Consider the following 21,774-nt stretch of genomic DNA (forward strand, 5'->3'; position numbering starts at 1 on the left):
TGGGGATATTATGGAAAAAGAAATGACAGATGTAACACAAAGATACTTAGAATTTAAACTTGGAGAAGAGCACTACGCAATTCCCCTGTTACAGGTTAGAGAGTTAATCTCTTTACCAGAGACGACTAGTGTACCATTTAGTCCAAAGTATTATGTAGGTATTATGAACCTTAGAGGTCAAGTTATCTCTATTATTGATATGCGTACAAGACTTGGTGTACAGCCTTCAGAGTCAAATGAAGAGGCCGTAATTATCGTAGAGTTTGGAGAATTATGCCTTGGAATAGTTGTAGATAATATTTGTAAAGTTCTTCCTGTTGATGAGGATAAAATTCAAGAAGTTGCATCAATTGAAACAAAGAAAAGAGATCGTCTAAATCGCGTTTATCGACATAGCGAAACAGACACTCTTATTCAACTTGTTGAGCTGGAGTCAATTCTAAACATTGACGAGTTAACTGGTTTAGCAAAAAAAGCAGCTTAATAGAGAAAAGATAAAACAAAATTTTGGGGAAAATTATGTCAAAGACAAAACTATCAATGAGTAAGAAGACAATTCTTAGTTTCTTAGGAATCTTTCTTATGTTTGGTATTGGTTTAGGTGTTGCAATCTACTCTTTTAATGGGTTAGTTGATACCCTTACTGATACAATCAATAAGGACCTTGAGAAAAAGGATTCATTCCGAATTGTGGCAAAGAATATCGTTGAACAAATCTCATATGAAAAAGAGTTTGTGATCACTAAAGATGAATTTGCAGCAGAACAGTTTCATGAGTTTTCAAATTATAATGATGATTTGATTAAAAAAATGAAGGAAACGAAGTTTGATTATTCTGCTGAGGTTGACTGGCCAGCAATAGATAAAGCCTATTTAGCATATAAAGACAATTTCAAAGAAATAGCGAGGCATACTAAGATTGAAGGTGATTCTAAAGATGGATTAAGAGGAGAGCTTAGAAGTTATGCTCACAACATCGAGGAGCATATTAAAAACTATAACTTGGGTGATTCCTTTATGGTTTCTCTCCTAACTCTAAGAAGATATGAAAAGGACTTTCTCCTTAGAAGAACTGAGAAATATGTTAAGCGTGCAATGGCCGAGTCGCAAAGAATCAAAGATGAGCTAGTTAAGAGAAATTATAAGAAATATATTGTTGATGACTTCAATAAATCTATAGATGGTTATGTAAGTACATTTAAAAAATTATATGATAATCAGCTTGAATTAAATCGTCATATGAAATTATCACAAGAATATGCTGGTAAGATGATTGTTTTAATTGATGGTGTAGTAAATCTTGTGGATAAGAGAATTGAAGAAAAAGTTGCTGGGATTAAGGTTAAAGAAAATCAAGTGACTTATACTGTTCTAGGTTTATTTGGGGTTATTGCTCTATTTGCATTTGGTTTCCAATATAACTTCTCTAAATCAATTAAGGCTATTGTTGATCTAAGTATGAGATTAAGAGAGTCATCACAAGTAACTGCAAAATCGAGTACTAATATGTCGATGGCCTCATCTAAAGTTTCGTCTTCTGTAACGGAGCAAGCAAGTGCTATTCAGGAAACTGTTGCAACATTAAATGAAATCTCAGCAATGGTAAATAAGAGTGTTGAGAGTGCAAGAACATCAACTGAAAAAGCTGATGAGTCTCAAAAGGTTGCTCAGGAAGGTAAGCTTGCCGTAAATGATATGGTAAATGCTATTGATCAAATCAACGGTAATAATGAAGATATCATGAAAGAAATGAGCCGTAGTAACGAAGAGATCGTTAAGATCGTTGACGTTATTAAGGAAATTTCAGAGAAAACAAATGTTATTAACGATATTGTTTTCCAAACAAAGCTATTATCTTTTAATGCCTCAGTTGAAGCGGCTAGGGCCGGTGAGCATGGAAAGGGATTTGCTGTTGTTGCTGAAGAGGTCGGTAATCTCGCTCAAATGAGTGGGAACGCTGCACTTGAGATTGAGGATCTACTTGGTGGATCAATTAAGAAAGTACAATCTATTGTAGAAGAGACACAACGAAATGTTGAATCACTTATAAAAGATGCAAAATCTAGTGTTGAAAGAGGTGTAGACGTATCTGAAAGTTGTGGGAGAATTCTTGACCAGGTTGTTGGCAATGTTGAAGCTGTTACTAAGTTAATGGCCGAAATCTCTACAGCATCTCAAGAACAAGCTGAAGGTATTAATAATATCACTGTAGCAATGAATCAGTTAGATGAAGTTACTCATTCTAACTCTACGATTGCTCAAGAGACTTCTGGATTTGCAGATAGCTTATCTGAACAGACTACTATCTTAAACAATATTGTTGAAGAACTAGAAAGTGAAGTACTTGGAGGCAAAGTTCATGTAAGCCAAGTATCAAAAGATGATTTAATTGATTCTATTGGAACGACTAGTTTTGAAACAGAAGATACTTATCACTCAACAGCTAGTCACTCTGTAAAAACTGAGGAAGACTTTCCAAGTTTTGAGCCAGAGATTGTTGAAGAAGATAGTTATGAACAAGTAGCTATTGCCGAAACAGCAGATGATCCTGTTATGGAAGTATCAAGTGAAGAATATCCTAGTGAAGATGATGATCGATTTGATAAAGCGGTTTAAGAAGAAGTAGTTGAGAGATAGAGATAATGGGTAGTTTAGCAAAAAGCTATATTGAGATTGCTGATGTTATGGCAAAAGAGAGTGGAGCGCACTTTACAGCGCAAAACAACGCCATGATCAAATCTCGTATTGATAAGAGAATCGTTGAATTAAAATTGAATGGTGTTGATGAATATTTAACTCTCATCAAGAAACCAGGCAATCAAGAAAAGAATGCTCTTATATCGCTACTAACTACTCATTACACTTTCTTTATGCGTGAAAAGGGCCATTTTGATTTTATTGTTAAATCATTGCCTAAAATAATTGAAAGAGCAAAATCCAAAGGTCGCAAGAAGCTTAGTATATGGTGTGCTGCTTGTAGTAAAGGTGACGAAGTCTATAGTCTGGCGATGGTGCTAAAGTATCATCTTAAAAAAATTGATCCGAGTTTTACATTTGAAATTTTAGGGACAGATATTTGCGAAGCATCTATTAAGCATGCTCAAAAGGGTGTGTATTATTGGAAAGAGCTGCAAAAAGTACCAAAAGAGTACCTGGCCGGGAATTGGTATAGAGGAAGTGGAGATATTTCTGACTTTGTAAAAGTTAGTGATGATCTTAAGAAATATTGTCGTTTTAAGACACATAATCTTGTAAATGATGATAGTCCTGAATATAAAGAAGAATTTGACTTTGTTCTTTGTCGCAATGTTTTTATATATTTTAATGAAGCACAAATTAACAAGGTCATGAAAAGTCTCAATAGGTGTATTGTTAATAAGGGATACTTATTTCTAGGCTTATCCGAAACATTATTAAAATATGAAGGCTTCCAAAATATTGGCCAGTCCATATTTTTTAGAACTGATACTGATGTAAATTCACCAGTTCAACTTAATAAAAGTGCAAAGAAACGAATTCTGATTGTAGATGATTCGGCAACTGTTAGAAAGCTTATTAAGAAATGTCTTGTGGATAATAATGATTTTGAAATTGTTGGAGAGGCAGTAGATGGCCAAGATGGCCTTGATAAGATTAAAGAGCTTAGGCCAGATGTTATCACTCTTGATATTAATATGCCTAAAATGTCTGGTCACGAGGTAATTAAGCGACTGCCAAGTAATCTGAAGGTAGAAACAATTTTAATTAGTTCTGTAAGTAAGAGTGATGGTGATATTGTTATGAGGTGTCTTGAAGATGGTGCCTTTGATTATATAAAGAAGCCTTCTTTTGACGATATCTTCAATTTCAAAAAAGCCTTAACGGAAAAAATTAATCTTGCTTATAGCAGTATTGTAAAAAGTAAGAGAGGACGTTTATCAAGTTGGCAAGGTCAAGGTACTTTCAATTTTCAAGAAGGACAGCTTATTGCTATTGGGGCCTCAACAGGTGGAACAGAGGCGATTAAACAATTGTTACTTACTATGCCAAAGCAATTTCCACCTATTTTAATTGTTCAACATATTCCACCAGTTTTTTCTACTGCTTTTGCAAATAGACTTAATGAATTATGTCCATTTACCGTAAAGGAAGCAGTTGATGGAGAGGAATTAAAAAATAATACCGTTTATATTGCACCTGGAGGAATCCATATGGGTGTAATAGGAACTAAGAATTTAGCTATCAAGTTAGATGAGGAAACGCCACTATATTCAGGTCATAAGCCTAGTGTTGATTACCTTTTTGAAAACTTAGCAAAAGTTAAATCTCATTGTGTTACTGCTGCATTATTAACAGGTATGGGAGCTGATGGAGCTAAGGGATTATTAAAACTAAAAGAAAATAAATCATTTACGATTACACAAGATGAAGACACATCGGTTGTTTATGGAATGCCGAAAAAAGCATTCGAACTTGGTGCATCCTGTGAGTCATTGGCCCTTGATAAGATAACCGACAAGATCTTATCAAAGATAAAATAGAGAAGAGGAGTTTGGGGGACGTATGAAGAAACAATGGACAATTAAAAAGCAATTAATTGCTTTGTCAGGAACAATGCTTTTAATTCAATTAATTATTGCGGCCGTAGGATATACTTCTCTTACTTCTGTAAAATCACATCTATACACAGTTTTCTCAAAAAGACTTCCAGGTATTGATGCATTAGTACAGGCAGATAGAGATTTTCAACAGATGCTTGTGGCAGAAAGGTCTCTTTTATTAGATGGCCTAACTGCAGAGCAAAAGAAGTCTTTTGCACAAGATTATTTCGATAACAAACAACAAGTTGTTGATCGCTTTAATAAGTATCGAAAGCTCGCTAATACTCAAGCTGAAAAAGAGATTTCTGCTGGCTTTGAAAAAAATATTGCCTCTTTTGAAAAAGCTGCAAAGGCGCATTTTGCAATCGATGGTAATGGGGATTTACCAGCAGGCACTTCTAAGGCGGAGGTAAGAAAGCATTCTCTTACAACATTAAATACATCTTTTGAAAATGCCCGTGAAGACTTAAATAAGTTACAGGAACTTATTATGAGTATGGGGGCTGCAGAATTTAAAGACGCTGATAAAACATACTCTAGTTCAGTATTTTTAATGACATTTATTTCAATATTCAGCTTTATTGGTTCGATCTTTATTGCTGTCTTTATGGCACGTAAAATTGATAGTCGTATTAACGGAATTGTGGATTCAATCTCAACTGAAGGAAATAATCTAGATGCAGTTTCAAAAACATTTAGTAGTCGCTCTGTGGCATTGAGTTCTATCTCTGAACAATTATCTGCTGCGGCTACAGAAACATCGAGTTCTCTTCATGAGATATCTCAAATGATTAAGAGTAATACAGATGGATCAAATAAAGTAGCTCATCTAATTCAAGAGAGTCAGGGACTTGTAAATGATGGTGTTGGTTATCTTTCTGATCTCGCTCAAGGTGTAAAAGAGGTTGACTCTAGTACGACTGAATTAGCAACGACTGTAGAAAAAAGTAATGAAGAGCTAAATGAAATTGTTAAAGTATTTGAAGAGATTAACGTTAAAACGCAAGTTATTAACGATATTGTTTTTCAAACGAAGCTCCTTTCTTTCAATGCTTCAGTAGAAGCTGCTAGAGCAGGAGAGAATGGTAAGGGTTTCTCTGTTGTCGCTGAAGAAGTAGGTAACCTTGCAAAAATGAGTGGTGAATCAGCTGATGAGATTTCAAAGCTTCTCGTCGATAGTTTAAAGAAAGTTTCACAGATTGTTGAAGACTCAAGTCGTCAGGTTAATAATTCTTTAAATGCAAGTAAGGATAAAATTAATAAGAGTGTTGAGATTAGTAGCCAATGTCAAAAAGTTTTTGGACAAGTTATTAATAACTTTGATGAAGTAGCTGCAAACTCAAATGAGGTTGCATCAGCATCAAAAGAACAACTTATTGGAGTCGAAGAAGTTAGTAAGGCAATGCAGGAAATTTCGAGTTCTGCTAGTCAGACAAGTCAATCTGCTCATGACCTTAAAGCTGCTTCAACAGATCTAAGTCAGTCAGTAGTAAATATTGGTGGTAATATTACTAACTTAAAAACATTAATTACTGAGAATACTTCTTTTGTAAAAAAAGGCGAAGTGATCAACTTTATGCCAAAAGCAAAGAAGGCTTCACCGAAGAATAATAAAGCCGCTTAAAATATCATTTAGGGGTAACTCATTTATGAGTTATCCCTAATATAATCCTAAGAACTTCCACCAAATACCGCCTACTATCATCCAGATCGCAATATTTACGATAGAAATAATAAATCCAATTATCCACCATTCACTTAATTCCACATAACCTGAACCAAAGAAAACAGGTGCTGGGCCTGAACCATAATGAGTGAGACATCCAAATAAGTTTGAGAAGAAGCCAAGTGTAATGGCCATTAGGTAGGGAGGTATGCCAATTTGAATCCCTACGGCCAAAAAAACTCCGGCCATGGCCGTTACATGTGCTGTTGCTGATGCAAAGATATAGTGTGAGTAGAAATAGACTCCAGCTAATATTGGAAATGCCATTTTCCATGCTTGTCCTGAAACTTCTTTTGCAACAAGTTCACTGAACCAAGGGATGAATCCAAACTTATTAAGATATGAGGCCATCATAACTAAGACCCCAAACCATATTAATGTATCCCATGCACCTTTTTCTGATTTAATATCATCCCAAGTTAGTACATTTGTTATAAGCAATATAGATAATCCTATGAAAGCTGTTGTTGTGGAATGAATCTTCAGTGTTGATCCCAAAATCCAAAGAATAATTAGGGTCACAAAAGTAAAAATCATAATCCACTCACTTTTGGTAATAGCTCCCATCTCTTCTAGTTTCTCTTTTGCTATCTTTTTTGCTTCCGGTGTTTTCTTTACAGTGGGTGGATAAATCAAGAAGACTAGAAGAGGAATTATTATAAGAGAAGTAAGACCGGGGACGACTGCAGCGATTGCCCAGCTACTCCATGTGATTTTTACTCCATTTTCAGCTGCAAATTGTTGTATCAATGGATTTGCCGCCATGGCCGTAAGAAACATCGCAGAAGTAATCATACACACTTGAAAGCAAGTGATTGTTAAGTAGCGGCCAATTATTTTTCTTGAATCAGACTTTGGTCTGGATTCATAGCTTAATGAAAGAGATCTCATTATTGGAAAGATAATCCCTCCTCCTCTGGCCGTGTTTGAAGGAGTTGCTGGCGCTAAAATTAAATCACTAATGGCCAATCCATAAGCTAATCCAATCGTTTTTCTTCCAAGAATATATATAAAGAAATAGGCAATCCGATTACCAAGGCCTGTCTTGGCAAAACCATGGGCAATAAAGAAGGCAATTACAATTAACCAAATGGTACTATTTGAAAAGCCACTTAAAGCCTGTGTCTTTAAGTCTAATACTCCAGTTAAAGTAGAGATGGCCAAACCGAGCATACACATTGATCCCATTGGCATGGCCTTAAAGATAATGCCTAATATCGTTGATAGAAATATTGCAAATAGATGCCAAGCTTTTGTCTCTAGGCCACTTGGTATTGGTGAATTCCAAATGATAAGACCTATCATTGCTATGACAAATAATTTTAAGAGGCTAATTTCTTTCTTCATCACTAGTCCTGTCGATGATATTTATTGATACTATTCGATATTCATACTGCTTGCAATTTAACTTTTTATTAGGGAGAATTCGCTCATGAAAATTTTGGACTACCATGCACACCTATATTACGACGAAGAAACTTATGAAAAAGCATTAAGAGTTATTAATAAAGCTCGAGATCTTAACTATATTCAGGTTGGAAGGGCCCATCAAAAAGAGGTTGGTCCTCATCCTCGATGGAGTTGTCAGTTTCTTTTTTCTAAAGAAAAGCTTAATGATTTTATACCTTGGCTTTTTGAAAATAGAGATGAATTAACAGTTTTCTTACACGCTAATACTGGTAATGATTATCTTGATCATACTCAAAATACTTTATGGATGGGTGAAGTTTTAAGTTTGAAACTAGAAATATTTAATAAATAATATCTCTCTCAAAGCCTATAAATACTATGTGTTACAGTTCTACTAAAATTGTGGGAAAACGTAAAAGTGTCAAAAGTATTATGATCTATAAACTATTATCGACCTCTTATTGAGCTATAATTTAGTTTAGGCAATAACATAGTTATGTACTTAGGGGGAGAATATGAGTAATGAAGTCAATTCTGAAATTCAAGAATTAGTTTCTGATCATAAGTCATTACGAGATGACTTTAAAGAGCTCATTATCATGGCCAAAGAAGTTGAAGTAAAATGTGTCGATCCGGATGTCCCAAAAGAGATTTCAACATTCTTACTACGCTTTTGGGTCACTATTGAGGCATTGATACAAAAAGAAGAGGGGATCATATTTCCTTTAATCTTAGATGATCGTGTTGATGAAAGTTATGGTGATATACAAGAGGTATTAGCAGTACATCGCTGTTTTGAAAAAGAATTACAACCATTAATTGATGAAGTGTTAAACTATGAAGTTGCGACAAAAAGTTGTGATTTATGGAAGAGCCTAGTTGAGAGAACACGTCTTTTTGTTGAAGATCTACAGGCCCATGTTAAAAAAGAAGATCGTTTTTTAAAAAAATCAATTGTTATCTTTGATAGCGAGTCAATTGATGAGCTCGATTTAGAACTTGAACTTGAGCTTGAAGTCAGTTAGTGAGGTCATGTTTTATCAATAAAATATTTGTGCAAACAAATTAATCTTACAAAGAAAAACTCTTTAATTTCATCGGCTTAATAACTTTGTAGTTTAAAAGCTTGTACCAAATTTACCATGATGAATATCATATTATTTGCACCGCATTGAGTTAGGATAAGAAGCTAAGTATAGTTGTCTTATCAAGGGTGTAAAAGTGAGTGCTGAATTCAAAGCCAAAGTAGAAGAGTTAATCTCTTATCATCAAATTATTCGAAATGAGTTTAAAGCATTAATGCGTAGATCATATGAAATTGAAGAGAAGTACCAAGATGATCCAAATATTCCAAAAGGACTTTCTAATTTCTTCATCCGTTTTTGGATTACTATAGAAGCAGATATGCAAAAAGAAGAATCTCATTTATTTCCTCTTCTTTTATCAGATGAACTAGAAGCCTGTGAAGATATCAAAGAAATATTAGAAGGGCATGAAGAGCAGGAAGTAGAGTTAAAAGAGCTAATGGCAAAGGTTCAGGGATACGAATTAAGTAGTGAAGTGAATAAAGAGTGGACTGAATTTATTAAAGATATCAAGAGAGTTGTTTCAGATATTAATATTCACATGGATCGAGAAAATGAAATTCTCTTTAAATATCTTTGTGAAATTGAAGAGTCTAGCTCTTTACAAGCTTGTTCTTAAAATAGAAAGACACCAAACTCTTGTAGCAATAGTTTAACAGAGGAAGAAATTGATTTCTTTGATGGTGTTACTGCCCAAATTGGGATTGATTGTTGTGTGTAGTCACTTAGAAGTGGTAGCAGAGTTTTATTTCTAATATGGTCTAGAACATAGACACCTGGGAGTTTACAAATACCTAGGCCTTGAAGAGAAGCATTCATGATGGCCCTACCGTTTGAACTTCTAAAGTTTCCTCTTATTGAAACTTTTTCATTTCCACTCTCATGAGTAAAGCTCCACTTTTCATTGCTACCGATAAGACAATTGTGGTTAATAAGTTCTTTTGGTTTTTTTGGAATACCGAATTTATTTAAGTAATTTGGAGAAGCACACACAAATTCTTTTCTTTCTGAAATCTGTATGGCAAATCCCTTTGTCGGTTTTTTTTCAGCGACGCGAATTGCAAGATCAAACTCATGAGTTGTTATATCCACAAGCTCTGTAGAGAAGTCTAATTCCGCTTCTATTCCTGGATGCTTTAATAAGATATTTGATATCATTGGTGCGATAACATCTTCTCCGTATGCACCAGCTAAAGAAATTCTAATCTTACCTTTGGTGTCTTTTACTGTTTCTTTAGAAATCTTAGTAAATCTTTCTATTTCTTCGATATGATTTGCACAAGTTTCGAAGTATTTTTTACCAAAATCAGTAAAGTCAATAAAACGGGTATTTCTTTTTAAGAGAGGCTGACCGAGCTTTTCTTCTAGCTCCTTAACAGACTTACTCAAATGTGAACGTGAAACCTTGAGCGCTTCTGCGGCCTTTGTAAATGAGCGAAATTGGGCAACTTTGATAAAGCTATAAATATGGGTAAGGTCCTTTATTGTTTCCATGTGTAAACAATTTGTATCAGTATGTCACAATTGTCAACAATCTGGTTTCCCCTTATAATAATGAATCAAATAAATAATTAATCGGAGGTATATATGAAAGTAAAAGCAGCTGTTGCTTGGGGCCCAAATGAGCCACTTAAAATTGAAGAAGTTGACCTAGAAGGACCAAAGAAAGGTGAAGTTCTAGTCAAGATGCACGCAACTGGTGTTTGCCATACTGATGCATACACGCTCTCTGGTGCAGATCCTGAGGGGCTTTTTCCTGTAATTCTTGGCCATGAAGGTGGTGGGGTTGTTGTTGAAGTTGGTGAAGGTGTAACAAGTGTAGAAGTTGGTGATCATGTTATTCCTCTATACACTGCTGAATGTGGTGAATGTAAAATGTGTAAGTCTGGAAAGACCAATCTTTGTTCTTCTGTAAGAGAAACTCAAGGTAGAGGACTGATGCCAGATGGGACAAGCCGTTTCTCTAAAGATGGTAAAATGATCCATCACTATATGGGAACTTCAACTTTTGCTGAATATACAGTAGTGGCAGAAGTTTCACTTGCTAAAGTTAGTAAGGAAGCTCCTCTTGATAAAATCTGCCTTCTTGGTTGTGGTGTAACAACAGGTATTGGTGCCGTATTCAATACTGCAAAGGTAGAAGAAGGTGCAACAATTGCAGTTTTTGGACTAGGTGGTATCGGACTTTCAGTTATCCAAGGTGCCAAGATGGCCAAAGCAGGAAGAATTATTGCAATTGATATTAATGACGATAAGAAAGACATGGCCATGAAATTTGGTGCAACTGATTTTGTTAATCCAAAAAAATATGACAAGCCAATCCAAGAAGTTATTGTTGAATTAACTGATGGTGGTGTTGATTACTCATTTGAGTGTGTTGGTAATGTTGAGCTTATGAGATCTGCTCTTGAGTGTTGTCATAAAGGTTGGGGTGAATCGATTATCATTGGTGTTGCCGGTGCTGGACAAGAGATTAGCACTCGTCCATTCCAACTCGTAACTGGACGTGTTTGGCGTGGTAGTGCTTTTGGTGGTGTAAAAGGAAGAACTGAACTTCCAGGCTACGTTGATCGTTATATGTCAGGAGAAATTAATCTTGATGACCTTGTAACATTCAAACTTCCACTAGAAAAAATCAATGAGGCTTTCGATTTAATGCACGAAGGGAAGGCCATTAGAACAGTTATTGATTTTAACACTGAAGGGTAAGCTATGAGCTTTGAAAAAGTAAAGAGTCATAAATCGTTTGAAGGGGAGACAGCTTTCTGTCTCCATTCATCAAGTGTAACAAAAACAGATATGAAGTTTTCGTACTTCAAACCTAAGACAGATAAAATTGAAAATATCATTATTTGGTTATCTGGACTTACTTGTACTGAAGAAAACTTTATTACAAAAGCAGGAGCTCAGCTTCATCTTGCAAATACTAATACTATGATTGTTTGTCCTGATACTTCACCAAGAGGACTCGATCTTCCTGGTGAGCATGATAGTTATGATTTCGGTTCTGGGGCCGGTTTTTATCTTAATGCCACAACTGAAGGATATAAAGATCATTATAATATGTATGACTATATTGTGAGTGAACTCATTCCAATGCTTAAGGATGAATTTAAGCCTGAGAACTTCTCAATCACAGGTCATTCAATGGGGGGGCACGGAGCTCTTGTTATTGGTTTAAGAAACCCTGATCTTTTTAAAGCGATTTCTGCATTTTCTCCAATTGTTAATCCTACAGCAGTAGCTTGGGGAGAAAAAGCGCTCACTGGTTATCTTGGTGATGATCGTGAAGCATGGAAAGCATATGATGCTTGTGAGCTTGTAAAAAGTGGGAAGCGTCATGTTAAGAAAATCTTAATTGAACAAGGTTTAGCTGACGAATTCTTTGAGGGACAACTTAAAACTAAGAACTTCGAAGATGTTTGCACTGATAATAATCAGGATTTACAAGTTAATTACCGTGAAGGTTATGACCATAGCTATTACTTCATTGCTAGCTTTATTGGTGATCATATAAAACATCTAATTTCATGATATAGGCCTCCTTTTTGGAGGCTTTTTTACTTTCTTATATTTGTAACATTAGAATAATAAGCGATATAATATCCCCTATGGATAATATGAAGCTTGTATTTTATGGTGCCACTTCAACAGTAACTGGATCTAAGACATTATTAGAAATTAATAATAAGAAGGTACTTGTTGATAGTGGAATGTATCAAGGTGATAAAGATTCTACGAAAAAGAATCAAGTTCTTCCCAATTTCAATATTAATGAAATTGATGCAATCTTTTTAACTCACGCTCATTACGATCATTGTGGCTACTTACCTGTGCTAATAAAGAATGGCTTTAAAGGCAAGATCTATTGTACAGAGGGAACACGTAAGATTGTTGAGCTTATTTTAAGAGACTCTGCAAGTATTCAAGCTTACGAGTTTAAAGAAGGTAAGTCTCAGTCAATCCTCTATGATCTTGATGATGTTGATGCAACTCTAAGTCATCTAAGATCTGTAAGTTTAAATAAATGGTATGATAAAGGTTTTCGATTTATCTATGAAGAAGCGGGCCATATCCTCGGTGCCGCCAATATCACATTTGATAATGGGACTAAAAAGATATGCTTTTCTGGTGATGTTGGAAGAAGAGATGATCTAATCCATAATCCTCCTCAAAAGAATATTCAAGCGGACTATCTTGTTTTAGAGTCAACATATGGTGATCGACTTCATAAGAAAGAAGATTCTATTGAAATATTAAAAAAACATATTGAACGAGTAATTTCAACAAATGGCGTCTTACTTATCCCTGCTTTTGCTGTCGCAAGAGCGCAGGTTCTTATGTATCTTCTGGCTGAGCTGTTTACAAAAGAGCCTCAAGTAAAAATACCTGTTTATCTTGATACTCCAATGGGGGTTAGGGCCACAAGGCTCTATATGGGCATGGCCGACTCGCTAAAAGTTGATCCTGAACAATTTAATGAAGCAATGAAGTCTGTGAAGTTTATAGAATATAGCTCTGATACAAAGAAGCTCGCTAGAACAAAGAAACCATTTATTCTAATTAGTTCGTCGGGAATGATAAGCGGTGGAAAAGTTCTCAAATACATGGAAATGTATGGAAAACATGAAAATAACACTATTCTTATAACTGGATTTCAAGGTGAAGGAACAATCGGAAGGAAGTTAGTAGAAGAAGAAAGGGAGATTTACTTACTCGGTCACAGTATGGAAGTTAAGGCCCATGTTGAGAAACTCGAGTCTTTATCTGCTCATGCCGATCGAGATGAATTAATCGAATTTATTCAAAAAGTTGGGCCATCGCTAAAGAAAGTCTTCTTAAATCACGGAGAAGAAGAAACAGTCATACATTTTGCTAAGAGTATTGAAGAGCGATTAAAGATTAAGGCCATCAATGTTGAAGATGGTAAGACATATCTTTTGGATAGTTAATGAGCGCTAGAAAAAATAAAAAGCTTAAGTACTTAATTCGAAAAGTGAATCGTACGTATGAAGAATTTGATAAGAAGAAGTTTGCAAAAAGTTTAAAAGCTGCTGGTGTATCGAAAGAGGACACTGAAGATATTGTTAATGAGGTCTATCAGGGACTAGAGCCCCTATCATCAACAACCAAAATACATCAGCAAACATATCGAGCTTTAAAGAAGATCTCCAAAGTCGATGCAGCTAATTATAATATCAAAAGGGCCATCTATAAATTAGGTCCAACAGGTTATCCTTTTGAAGTCTTATGTGCAGAGATGCTGAAGGCCAAGGGGTATGAAACTCAAGTTTCTGTTTTAAAAAAAGGAGTGAATGTTCTACATGAAGTGGATGTCGTCGCGGAACGTGCTGATGGTGATATATATTGTGAATGCAAATTTCACAATCGCAAATACTATAAGAACGATGTGAAAATTCCTCTCTATGTTCATTCACGCTACCTAGATATAAAAGAGGCCAATCCAGAGTTAAACTTTCAATATGCACTTATGTCCAATACTCAATTTTCTGAAGATGCTATTGCCTATGCTAATGGAGTAGGTCTGCTTCTTTATTCAATGAATTACCCTAAGAAGAATACTTTCTGCCAATTGATTCAAAAATATCGTATCTATCCAATAACAGCTTTATCGACTTTAAGGGCACGAGAGAAGAAGGCCCTATTGCAAAGAAATATCGTCGTTATTAAGCACTTAGAAAGAAAGCACCTTGAAAAGCTTGGTCTCTCAAAGAATGAAATCAATAAGGTCATGAGAGAAGTTAAGCTACTTCTTAAGCGAGATTAATCTAGAGGTACCTAATTTTAGGTGTTTAGCTCTGGTAATTATTACAATTTTCCTACGAAATGATCGTGCTCAAACATGAATATGTCATAATTCTGCCATGCATCATTATCATTTAGGGAGAATAAAATGAAAAGAGTAATGTCTGGAGTTCTTTCAGTTCTTATCTTGTCCACATCAGTTAGTGCTCATGCTTCTGATTTTGAGAATTATGTGAGGACTATTAAGAATGCAAAGCTAGATTCACAACTTGAAGCTGAAATCAAAGATGTTGTATCTCGAAATAAATTACCACTTACTCGTCCAGAGTTTTGTCCACTAAATAACACTCGCTCATATGAACAAGCATTAACAAGTCTAAAAAATATTGTAACGGTATTTAAAGATGATTGTTTTGATGGGAATGAGTCTTTAATTGGAAACCTTATTGATAGTTCAAATGAGTTAGAAACTGAATTAAATAAATTGAAAGAAGAGCAAGGAAAAGAAACGACAGACGTAATCCCAAGTAGTGAAGAAGTAACTGTAGATGGTATTCCTGTAGCTCAAGTAATTAATGGTGTTAATACGTTATTTTCAAATAATAGTTGTTCTAGTTTAGAGAGAACACCTTTCTTAGAACGATCAGCAGATATCATTCAAACATTTTCACAATTTGGTTTATATTCGCCATCTGGAATTACTGTTGCATATGGTGGATTAGCAGTTGCTTCAATCTTAAGATTTGTAAGCAATATCTTTAATGATAGATTTGAATTTGAAAATGAAGAAGATATAAATACTTTCGTAAAACTTAATTGTGCTTACTATGATGTTCGTAATCAGGTGAAAGCTTTAGAAATTTTTGATATTGACACTCAAAGACACTATACAGACCGTGAGCTTTCAAAAGCACTTGTTGCACAAATTAAAAAAGATTATGAAGCATTAGCAAAAGCGAAAGAAAATGTTGAAGCAGAGTTTGAAAAGATTAAGTCGGCAGAAGTTAATAAGATAGATGCAGAAGTTGAAAAATTAATTTCAGGTCTCTATGAGAAAATGAAAAATCCTCTATCAGATCTGCCAGGAAAGTCTGCTCGCTATCAGCAAGCTGAGGTTTTAGGAGAGTTGGCTTTTTCTAAAGATTTATTAGAAGAGTATCTAGATTCTTATATTTCAGAGTCTAAAGGAGCTGATCGTTTCTTAAATATTTTATTTAAGCAGAAGCTAAGTCTTTTGGATAATCCTATGGCACTTATGGAAATGAGCGTGAAAGACTTTAATAAAGAATTTCTTGCTGATATGGCAAGCTCTTTCAATCGTGTTCTTAAAAACATTAGTGCAAAGAGAGAGAAAGCAAGATCTATATTTGATGATACATATATTATCTCTTTGGGTGATGAAAATATAACAGTGAAAGAGTATAAGGAACTTTTAAAGAGTGAAGATCTTAAAAAGAGAGAAAAGAGAATCACTGATGCTTTAGCTGCAATTTCAGATGTCGACAATAGACTTGCTGCGATTATTGCAAAAAAAGAGTACTCATCTGAAGACTCTAAAGATGGTGATCTAAGAGAAATTATTAAATCATTAGATATCATTAGAAATCATGTATACGGAAAGTACGGCCGTGAATTTGTCGATAAAATGAGAAGTATGGCAGAAGATCAAAATAAGAACTTTAATGATAAGTATAAAGATTTAGAAAAGCATTACAATATTAGTAAATCTGGTGAGTCTGATGACTTAGGCGAAGATAGAAAACTAAATGCTTGTGTTGATGTTCAAACAACTCGAGAAGTATGGGTTTATGCTCAAAAGTTATCAGAGCTTGGTTATGACTTTTTGGCCACAAATAATGATATCTTTGGAGATGCTGATAATAAGGATCGCAGAAAAATTAAGTCTCATAATGATTCAGCAATTCTAGCAAGAAGAATCATTACTGCTAGAAATTACTTAAAGAAAATCTCAATGCAAAGAGAATTAGGAAGAAGTGAAGTTGAAATTGAAGGAGAGACTTACTCATTAGAAGTTGCTGATAATGTTGCTCGTACGATTAACTTTTACGGTAAAGAGTTGACATTAGAAGAAGCCCAAGAGTACCTGGATGATAAATTTGGTCATAAGGGATTAAGAGCAGACCGCCTAGGTCAAATAATGATGGAGATTGTTAATAATCGCGATCGAACAGTTGGCCTACAAAAGTTTTATAAAAAGAATAAATGTTCTAATTTAACAACAATAACAAGGTAAAGAAAGGCCCTATTTTAGGGCCTTTTTTTTACTTACAATTAACCTTCTTTAAGTACTCTGAGTCTTTTTCTATTGCTACAAGTACATCTAATTTTTTAATTAACTTGTATGGAGGGGAAATGAAAAGAGTTCTTACAACAACACTATTTTTATTAAATTTACTATTTGCACAAGGCGCTAGTGCTCAAACATCTGATATTTTAAATACTGTTGAATACGCACTGACTGACTCAGTTAAATCATTAAAGATACATTATTCAGCTCATAACGGAGCAAATGTAAAAGAGTTTTTAAGAGGACGAGAACTTGTTAACTCTGTTCTTAAGGGAATCATTGATGAAGGCTTTACACCAATTCAACCAACTTTAGATATTGGTATAACACCAGTTAAGATGCCTGAAGGATTAAGTGTATTAAAGGATGGAAAGCTATTTGTTTCAATTACAATTGATGAGGACACTTTAGAAAGAGTACTTCTTGACTACTTTAGGTTTGATACTGTTACAGAGGATGGAATTTTATTTTTCCTACATAATAGCTCTAATACAGAGGAGTTTCACCTCGGAAAGGATCTTGTTTTAGCAGTAATTGCAAAGATTAAAGAAAGTGGATTTGTCATGGATGTTACAAACTTAGAAGTTGGAATCTCTCCTGTGACAATGTCTGGCGAGCATATTATTGAAAAAGATGGAAGGCTTCTAGTATCCACAGAAGTTAATCTTGATAATTTAGAGAGAACTCTTTTAAAATACTTTGTTTGGCCAAATTAATTATAAGAATAAAAAAGACTAGCATAAGCTAGTCTTTTTTTATGGTGCCTCGGGCGAGACTTGAACTCGCACGCTATTGCTAGCAACGGATTTTGAATCCGTCGTGTCTACCATTCCACCACCAAGGCATAGAGAAGATACGTGAGTTATAAGTCTATTCATATATGAAATATCAGTCAATTATTAATATTACTAGTCTTTGTTTGTGCCATGTGTCGTGGTTGGGTTTTAATAATATCTTCTTAAAATAAAAATCCTTCATTTAATAATTTACCTTTCTTAACTTATTGCATGTGAATGCAGTTCCGAAAAAGTTTACGTAACTATAAAAAAGGAAAAGTTATGAAACTAGGATTTGCAATTGTATTTTTATGCCTAATCTCATTCTTTGTTGGACGAGGCACAAGTGTCATGTCGACGGCATTCACTGAAACCAAGCAGTATTTTAAAAACCCAATGATGAATGCTAAAGAAGATAAACTTGTATCACTTGAAAATGGAGCAAAAGTCACTCAAGAGACAAAAGATTATTTAAATCTTCCATCAGAAAGTGAGAAGAGAGGTTCTTATGATAAGTTGACAACAGTTAACTTAGGAAACGGTCTTTACACTATTGGAAGTGAGAGTATTGTAAACTCGCATTTCATTGTAGGCAAGGGGGGAGTCATTATCTATGATACTGGAGATAATGCCCATGACGCAAAACAGTTCTATAGTGAAATGAGAAAGGTCACAAATTATCCTGTTAAGGCCATCATCTATTCTCATGAACATTATGCACTTGGTACTAAGTATATTGTTGATGAAGAAAAGAAGCGTGGAAATTCAAGGATTCGAATCATCGGCCATCCGGATACAAATAAAGAAATGCTAACAACTGGAGGAGTTTCAACTCTTCATCCAGAGGTTGGAGGTGTTCTTATGGCAAGATCAGTTGAACAATTTAATCTCTATCTTCCAGACTCAGGTCCTGATGCCAGATTTAAAAATACCATTATTCCAGGAGCCTCTGGATTTGTACCTGTAAATACTCCCGTTAAAGATGGTCAAAAATTAACAGTGGCTGGAATTCAGATGGTCTTTTATACAGAAGGAGTTGGAACTGACACTAATAATCAAGTTCTCGTACATATCCCATCTAAGAAGGCAGTTTTAAATAATGTCATGTGGGGCTGGTACCCAAATATTTATAGTCTGCGTGGTGGACGTTATCGAAATCCATTAGGATGGAAACAGTCAGTTGAGTTAATCAAAAAATTAAAACCTGAAGTTCTTATGAGTACACATTCGACAAGTGTTGTTGGAGCAGAGAAAGTTGCACAAAGATTACAAAATTATCAAGATGGCCTGTCTTATGTTCTTGATCAAACTCTCAAGGGGATTGCACTTGGTATGGGGCCTGACGAACTTCGCTATTTTGTAAAACTTCCTGAATATCTTTCAGAAGAAGCGACATTGATTCAAAACTATGGCCCAATTTCGACAATGGCCCCTCGTATTTTTACAGCAATCTTTGGGCAATTTAATCGTGATGCGACAACTCTGTTTAAGCTTCACCCAAAAGATGAAGCTAACCGTATGGTAATGTCTATGGGTGGGGAAGCACGTGTTAAGTATCTTGCAGATAAGGCTTATCGTGATGGTGATTACCAGTGGTCTTGTCAGTTAGCACGATATCTAGTGGATGTTAATGACAGTAAGGATAATCGTAAGATTAAGGCAAATTGTCTTAATGAAATTGGATATAGAAGTCTTGCGACGACAGCTCGAAGCTGGGCCCTTAGCCAAGCAAGAGAAGCTGAAGGTAAAACTGCAATAATTAAGAATGCACCAGCAGATAAGACTCAAGTTGTTAATAATGTTGGTGACTTTGTGAACTACTTTAGGATTAGAATTAATCCAGAGCAGTCAGTAGGAACTAGAGAGTTTATTTCTCTGGATTTTGGCAACGGTATGAAATATGGACTAAATATTAGAAATGCAGTTGTTGACTTTGTTGATGATCAAAAGAGAATCGAAAAGGAGAAAACTGTCGAATTAAGAATGAAGCCTGAAGTATGGGTGAGTATCTATAATAATCTCGATAATGTTGAGAACTTAATTCAGCAAGATCTCGTTTCTGTGACAGAAGGTTCTAATGAAAAAGCGATCTCTGCTTTTTCTAAATTTGATATGATTTATGATTGGCAAAATGATCCAGCACTTAAGCAGCTCGTTGAGCGCTCAATTGCGAGTGAGCAAGAAGACTAGATTTTATCGCCCTTCCTTTTAAGGGAGGGGCTTTCTTAATAGCGATAAAGTCTTTTTCGTATCGTATTTGAAAATATCTTTTGAAATATATTTTTGAATCTTAGAATTATCAATAACACATGAATACATAAGAAAGTCTAAAAAGTACCCTGGAAATGTCCATAGCTTTTTAAATACTTTAGAAACCACTCCTACAGTGAATATAGGAAATGGGATATTCTTTGTACCGATGATTTTCTTTGCTTCTTGTAAGGAGATTGTTTGGTCTGGAGCAACATTATATACACCTGTTGGAACTTTATCTAATGTTTCAAACAATATATTGGCCATATCATATTCGTGAATGAATTGAAGAATCGGATTAAAGTCAATTGGAACAGGTGTCATATGTGATGTTAGGTACTTTGTGATTGTATTATCAATTTGAGGCCCAATAATATTACATGGCCTTAGCACAACAGTCTCAATAGAATCTTGATTTTTCCACATCCAGTTCGTACATAGAGCATCAACTTCAGTAACATCTCTTAATTCTGAGTGTTTGATACTTGCTCTAAGAGGGAAGTCTTCATTAATAAAAACTGGATTATCTGCAAGTGCTCCATAAACATGGTATGAGCTTAATAGGATATATTTCTTTACTTTATTTTTCTGTGCTAATTCTAAAACCTTATTTGTATTGACGAGACTAAAACTTAGGCGTTGTTCAATTGTTCCGCCTGGAGGGGTGAGACGTCCAAGTTGATAGATGGCATCGAATTTATTTTCTCTAAAAAGCTTCTCAAAATTTCTTCGAGTATATCTCATTCTTTCAAAAGAGAAGTTCTCAAAGTCGATATCATTTTTTAAGGCCCTTGTATCGATCCCTATGACACGACATTCACTTCTGCGTTTTGACAGTATTCCACATAGAATATTGGCAAGTCCACCAGCGGCACCAATGATAAGAATTGAAGGTTGCTTGTTCATTAATTTGCATCCTTTTTTTGATCTTTTGAGAAGATCCAAGGTCTTCTTTTTTCTCTTCCCTCATTAATCATCTCTTGAATTGTTCTTTCAATCTCTCTTATATGTGGTGTGATCAAATGGTCTTCACTTTCTGAATTAATATCAGTTGGAAGCTCTATTGGTTTACCGACATGAATATCGATAGGAGAAGGTAGAGGAAAGTAATTGGCACTTATGGGTAATGCGGGAAGATTAAGTGCTTGGGCAATCCCTTTGGCTTGATATACATAAGGGAAAACTTCTTCAGCTCCAACAACTGCAACGGGAAGTATTTTAACTCCGCTTTTAAGGGCCATACGATAAAACCCTGTTGTAAAGTCCTGAAGTTTGTAAAAGTCACTGGTACTCTTTGATACTCCACGAACACCTTCTGGGAAGATGAGTAGAGATTCCTTTCGTTTTAAAAGATTTAGGCAATTGTCGCGGTCACCTAAGACTGCTCCGCACTCAGCAGACCACTTATTTATAAAGGGAAGTGCTGTAAAAAACCTCTCAACCATTGGCCTTAATACTCTTGGTTTATCAACTTCAAAAGCAAAGGCACAGCCTATTAGTAGGCCATCAATAGCGATTTGTCCTGAGTGGTTTGAGATAACCATATAATGTTCGTCTTTAATATTTTCTTTACCAAAGAAGCGTACTTTAAAATAATGCTGATATATGGCGTAGAGTATTTCGATACTCTTTCTGGCCTTTGGGATATTTAGTCCCCAAGGATCTTCATTTTCACCGTATTTTTCAAGAAGTGCTTGATAAGATTTCTCAACTTGTTCTTTTTCTTTACTGGTAAGCATCTCTAAGTAAGCTGAGAGCTTTTTTTCAAGAACTTGTTCAAAACTAATGAATTTTTTAGTGAAAAAATCTAATGAAATCATACTCAACTTTTTGTAAGATGTTGCTATAACAATTATTGGGGAAACCCTTA

Annotated in this window: 18 protein-coding genes and 1 tRNA gene; 14 read left to right on the forward strand and 5 right to left on the reverse strand. The window is 35.1% G+C overall.

What is annotated here, in order from left to right; translation table 11 throughout:
- The first annotated feature begins 10 nt into the window (after positions 1-10).
- From VCM44_RS10475 to VCM44_RS10490, 4 genes are read left to right on the forward strand one after another with little or no spacing between them, the layout of a single operon-like run.
- The gene (locus VCM44_RS10475; RefSeq protein ID WP_115362070.1) at positions 11-484 is read left to right on the forward strand and encodes a chemotaxis protein CheW; all 474 of its coding nucleotides are present in this window, start codon (positions 11-13) and stop codon (positions 482-484) included.
- Positions 485-519: 35 nt separating this feature from the next.
- Positions 520-2,616 (forward strand): methyl-accepting chemotaxis protein, encoded by a 2,097-nt coding sequence (locus VCM44_RS10480; RefSeq protein ID WP_334678754.1) that lies wholly within the window; start codon positions 520-522, stop codon positions 2,614-2,616.
- 26 nt (positions 2,617-2,642) lie between these two features.
- The gene (gene cheB / locus VCM44_RS10485) at positions 2,643-4,520 is read left to right on the forward strand and encodes a chemotaxis-specific protein-glutamate methyltransferase CheB (RefSeq protein ID WP_334678755.1); all 1,878 of its coding nucleotides are present in this window, start codon (positions 2,643-2,645) and stop codon (positions 4,518-4,520) included.
- Between the two features lie 22 nt (positions 4,521-4,542).
- Complete coding sequence (locus VCM44_RS10490; RefSeq protein WP_334678756.1) at positions 4,543-6,204, forward strand: HAMP domain-containing methyl-accepting chemotaxis protein; 1,662 nt, start codon at positions 4,543-4,545, stop codon at positions 6,202-6,204.
- 36 nt (positions 6,205-6,240) lie between these two features.
- On the opposite strand, the gene VCM44_RS10495 is transcribed toward VCM44_RS10490, so the two are convergent.
- Positions 6,241-7,653 (reverse strand): anion permease, encoded by a 1,413-nt coding sequence (locus VCM44_RS10495; RefSeq protein WP_334678757.1) that lies wholly within the window; start codon positions 7,651-7,653, stop codon positions 6,241-6,243.
- Between the two features lie 85 nt (positions 7,654-7,738).
- On the opposite strand from VCM44_RS10495, the gene VCM44_RS10500 reads away from it, so the two are divergent.
- The 3 genes from VCM44_RS10500 (at position 7,739) to VCM44_RS10510 (ending at position 9,420) form a co-directional block, all read left to right on the forward strand.
- Positions 7,739-8,068, forward strand: coding sequence for a DOPA 4,5-dioxygenase family protein (locus VCM44_RS10500; RefSeq protein ID WP_334678758.1), 330 nt, complete (start codon positions 7,739-7,741; stop codon positions 8,066-8,068).
- 163 nt (positions 8,069-8,231) lie between these two features.
- Positions 8,232-8,741: a hemerythrin domain-containing protein gene (locus VCM44_RS10505; protein WP_334678759.1), complete on the forward strand. Its 510-nt coding sequence runs from the start codon at positions 8,232-8,234 to the stop codon at positions 8,739-8,741.
- Positions 8,742-8,937: 196 nt separating this feature from the next.
- A complete protein-coding gene (locus tag VCM44_RS10510; RefSeq protein ID WP_334678760.1) occupies positions 8,938-9,420 on the forward strand; it encodes a hemerythrin domain-containing protein in 483 nt (160 codons plus the stop codon).
- Here the strand turns inward: VCM44_RS10510 and VCM44_RS10515 are convergent.
- Positions 9,417-10,295: a LysR substrate-binding domain-containing protein gene (locus tag VCM44_RS10515; RefSeq protein WP_120404133.1), complete on the reverse strand. Its 879-nt coding sequence runs from the start codon at positions 10,293-10,295 to the stop codon at positions 9,417-9,419. The two genes, VCM44_RS10510 and VCM44_RS10515, sit on opposite strands and share 4 nt — an antisense overlap.
- 93 nt (positions 10,296-10,388) lie before the next feature.
- Here VCM44_RS10515 and VCM44_RS10520 point away from each other — a divergent pair, with 93 nt between their 5' ends.
- From VCM44_RS10520 to VCM44_RS10545, 6 genes are all read left to right on the forward strand, one after another.
- Positions 10,389-11,510 carry an S-(hydroxymethyl)glutathione dehydrogenase/class III alcohol dehydrogenase gene (locus VCM44_RS10520; protein ID WP_120404134.1) on the forward strand — a complete coding sequence of 374 codons (1,122 nt, stop codon included), beginning with the start codon at positions 10,389-10,391 and terminating at the stop codon, positions 11,508-11,510.
- A 3-nt stretch (positions 11,511-11,513) separates the two neighbouring features.
- Positions 11,514-12,335 carry an S-formylglutathione hydrolase gene (gene fghA, locus VCM44_RS10525; RefSeq protein WP_334678761.1) on the forward strand — a complete coding sequence of 274 codons (822 nt, stop codon included), beginning with the start codon at positions 11,514-11,516 and terminating at the stop codon, positions 12,333-12,335.
- A 77-nt stretch (positions 12,336-12,412) separates the two neighbouring features.
- Positions 12,413-13,753, forward strand: coding sequence for an MBL fold metallo-hydrolase (locus tag VCM44_RS10530; RefSeq protein WP_334678762.1), 1,341 nt, complete (start codon positions 12,413-12,415; stop codon positions 13,751-13,753).
- Positions 13,753-14,589 carry a restriction endonuclease gene (locus VCM44_RS10535; protein WP_334678763.1) on the forward strand — a complete coding sequence of 279 codons (837 nt, stop codon included), beginning with the start codon at positions 13,753-13,755 and terminating at the stop codon, positions 14,587-14,589. The genes VCM44_RS10530 and VCM44_RS10535 overlap by 1 nt, the downstream gene beginning before the upstream one ends.
- Positions 14,590-14,715: 126 nt before the next feature.
- Positions 14,716-16,821, forward strand: a complete 2,106-nt coding sequence (locus tag VCM44_RS10540; RefSeq protein ID WP_334678764.1) for a hypothetical protein — start codon at positions 14,716-14,718, stop codon at positions 16,819-16,821.
- Positions 16,822-16,940: 119 nt separating this feature from the next.
- A complete protein-coding gene (locus tag VCM44_RS10545) occupies positions 16,941-17,591 on the forward strand; it encodes a hypothetical protein (RefSeq protein WP_115362045.1) in 651 nt (216 codons plus the stop codon).
- A gap of 42 nt (positions 17,592-17,633) precedes the next feature.
- Here VCM44_RS10545 and VCM44_RS10550 read toward each other — a convergent pair.
- A tRNA-Leu gene (locus VCM44_RS10550) sits at positions 17,634-17,719 on the reverse strand.
- 214 nt (positions 17,720-17,933) lie between these two features.
- On the opposite strand from VCM44_RS10550, the gene VCM44_RS10555 reads away from it, so the two are divergent.
- Positions 17,934-19,841 (forward strand): alkyl sulfatase dimerization domain-containing protein, encoded by a 1,908-nt coding sequence (locus tag VCM44_RS10555; protein WP_334678765.1) that lies wholly within the window; start codon positions 17,934-17,936, stop codon positions 19,839-19,841.
- Positions 19,842-19,859: 18 nt separating this feature from the next.
- On the opposite strand, the gene VCM44_RS10560 is transcribed toward VCM44_RS10555, so the two are convergent.
- Complete coding sequence (locus tag VCM44_RS10560) at positions 19,860-20,810, reverse strand: NAD-dependent epimerase/dehydratase family protein (protein WP_334678766.1); 951 nt, start codon at positions 20,808-20,810, stop codon at positions 19,860-19,862.
- Positions 20,810-21,724, reverse strand: coding sequence for a lysophospholipid acyltransferase family protein (locus VCM44_RS10565; RefSeq protein ID WP_115362039.1), 915 nt, complete (start codon positions 21,722-21,724; stop codon positions 20,810-20,812). Before VCM44_RS10565 ends, VCM44_RS10560 begins: the two co-directional genes overlap by 1 nt.
- Positions 21,725-21,774: the final 50 nt, after the last annotated feature.

Source organism: Halobacteriovorax sp. DPLXC-1 (assembly GCF_036903125.1).
In the GTDB taxonomy this organism is placed as follows: Bacteria; Bdellovibrionota; Bacteriovoracia; order Bacteriovoracales; family Bacteriovoracaceae; genus Halobacteriovorax_A; species Halobacteriovorax_A vibrionivorans.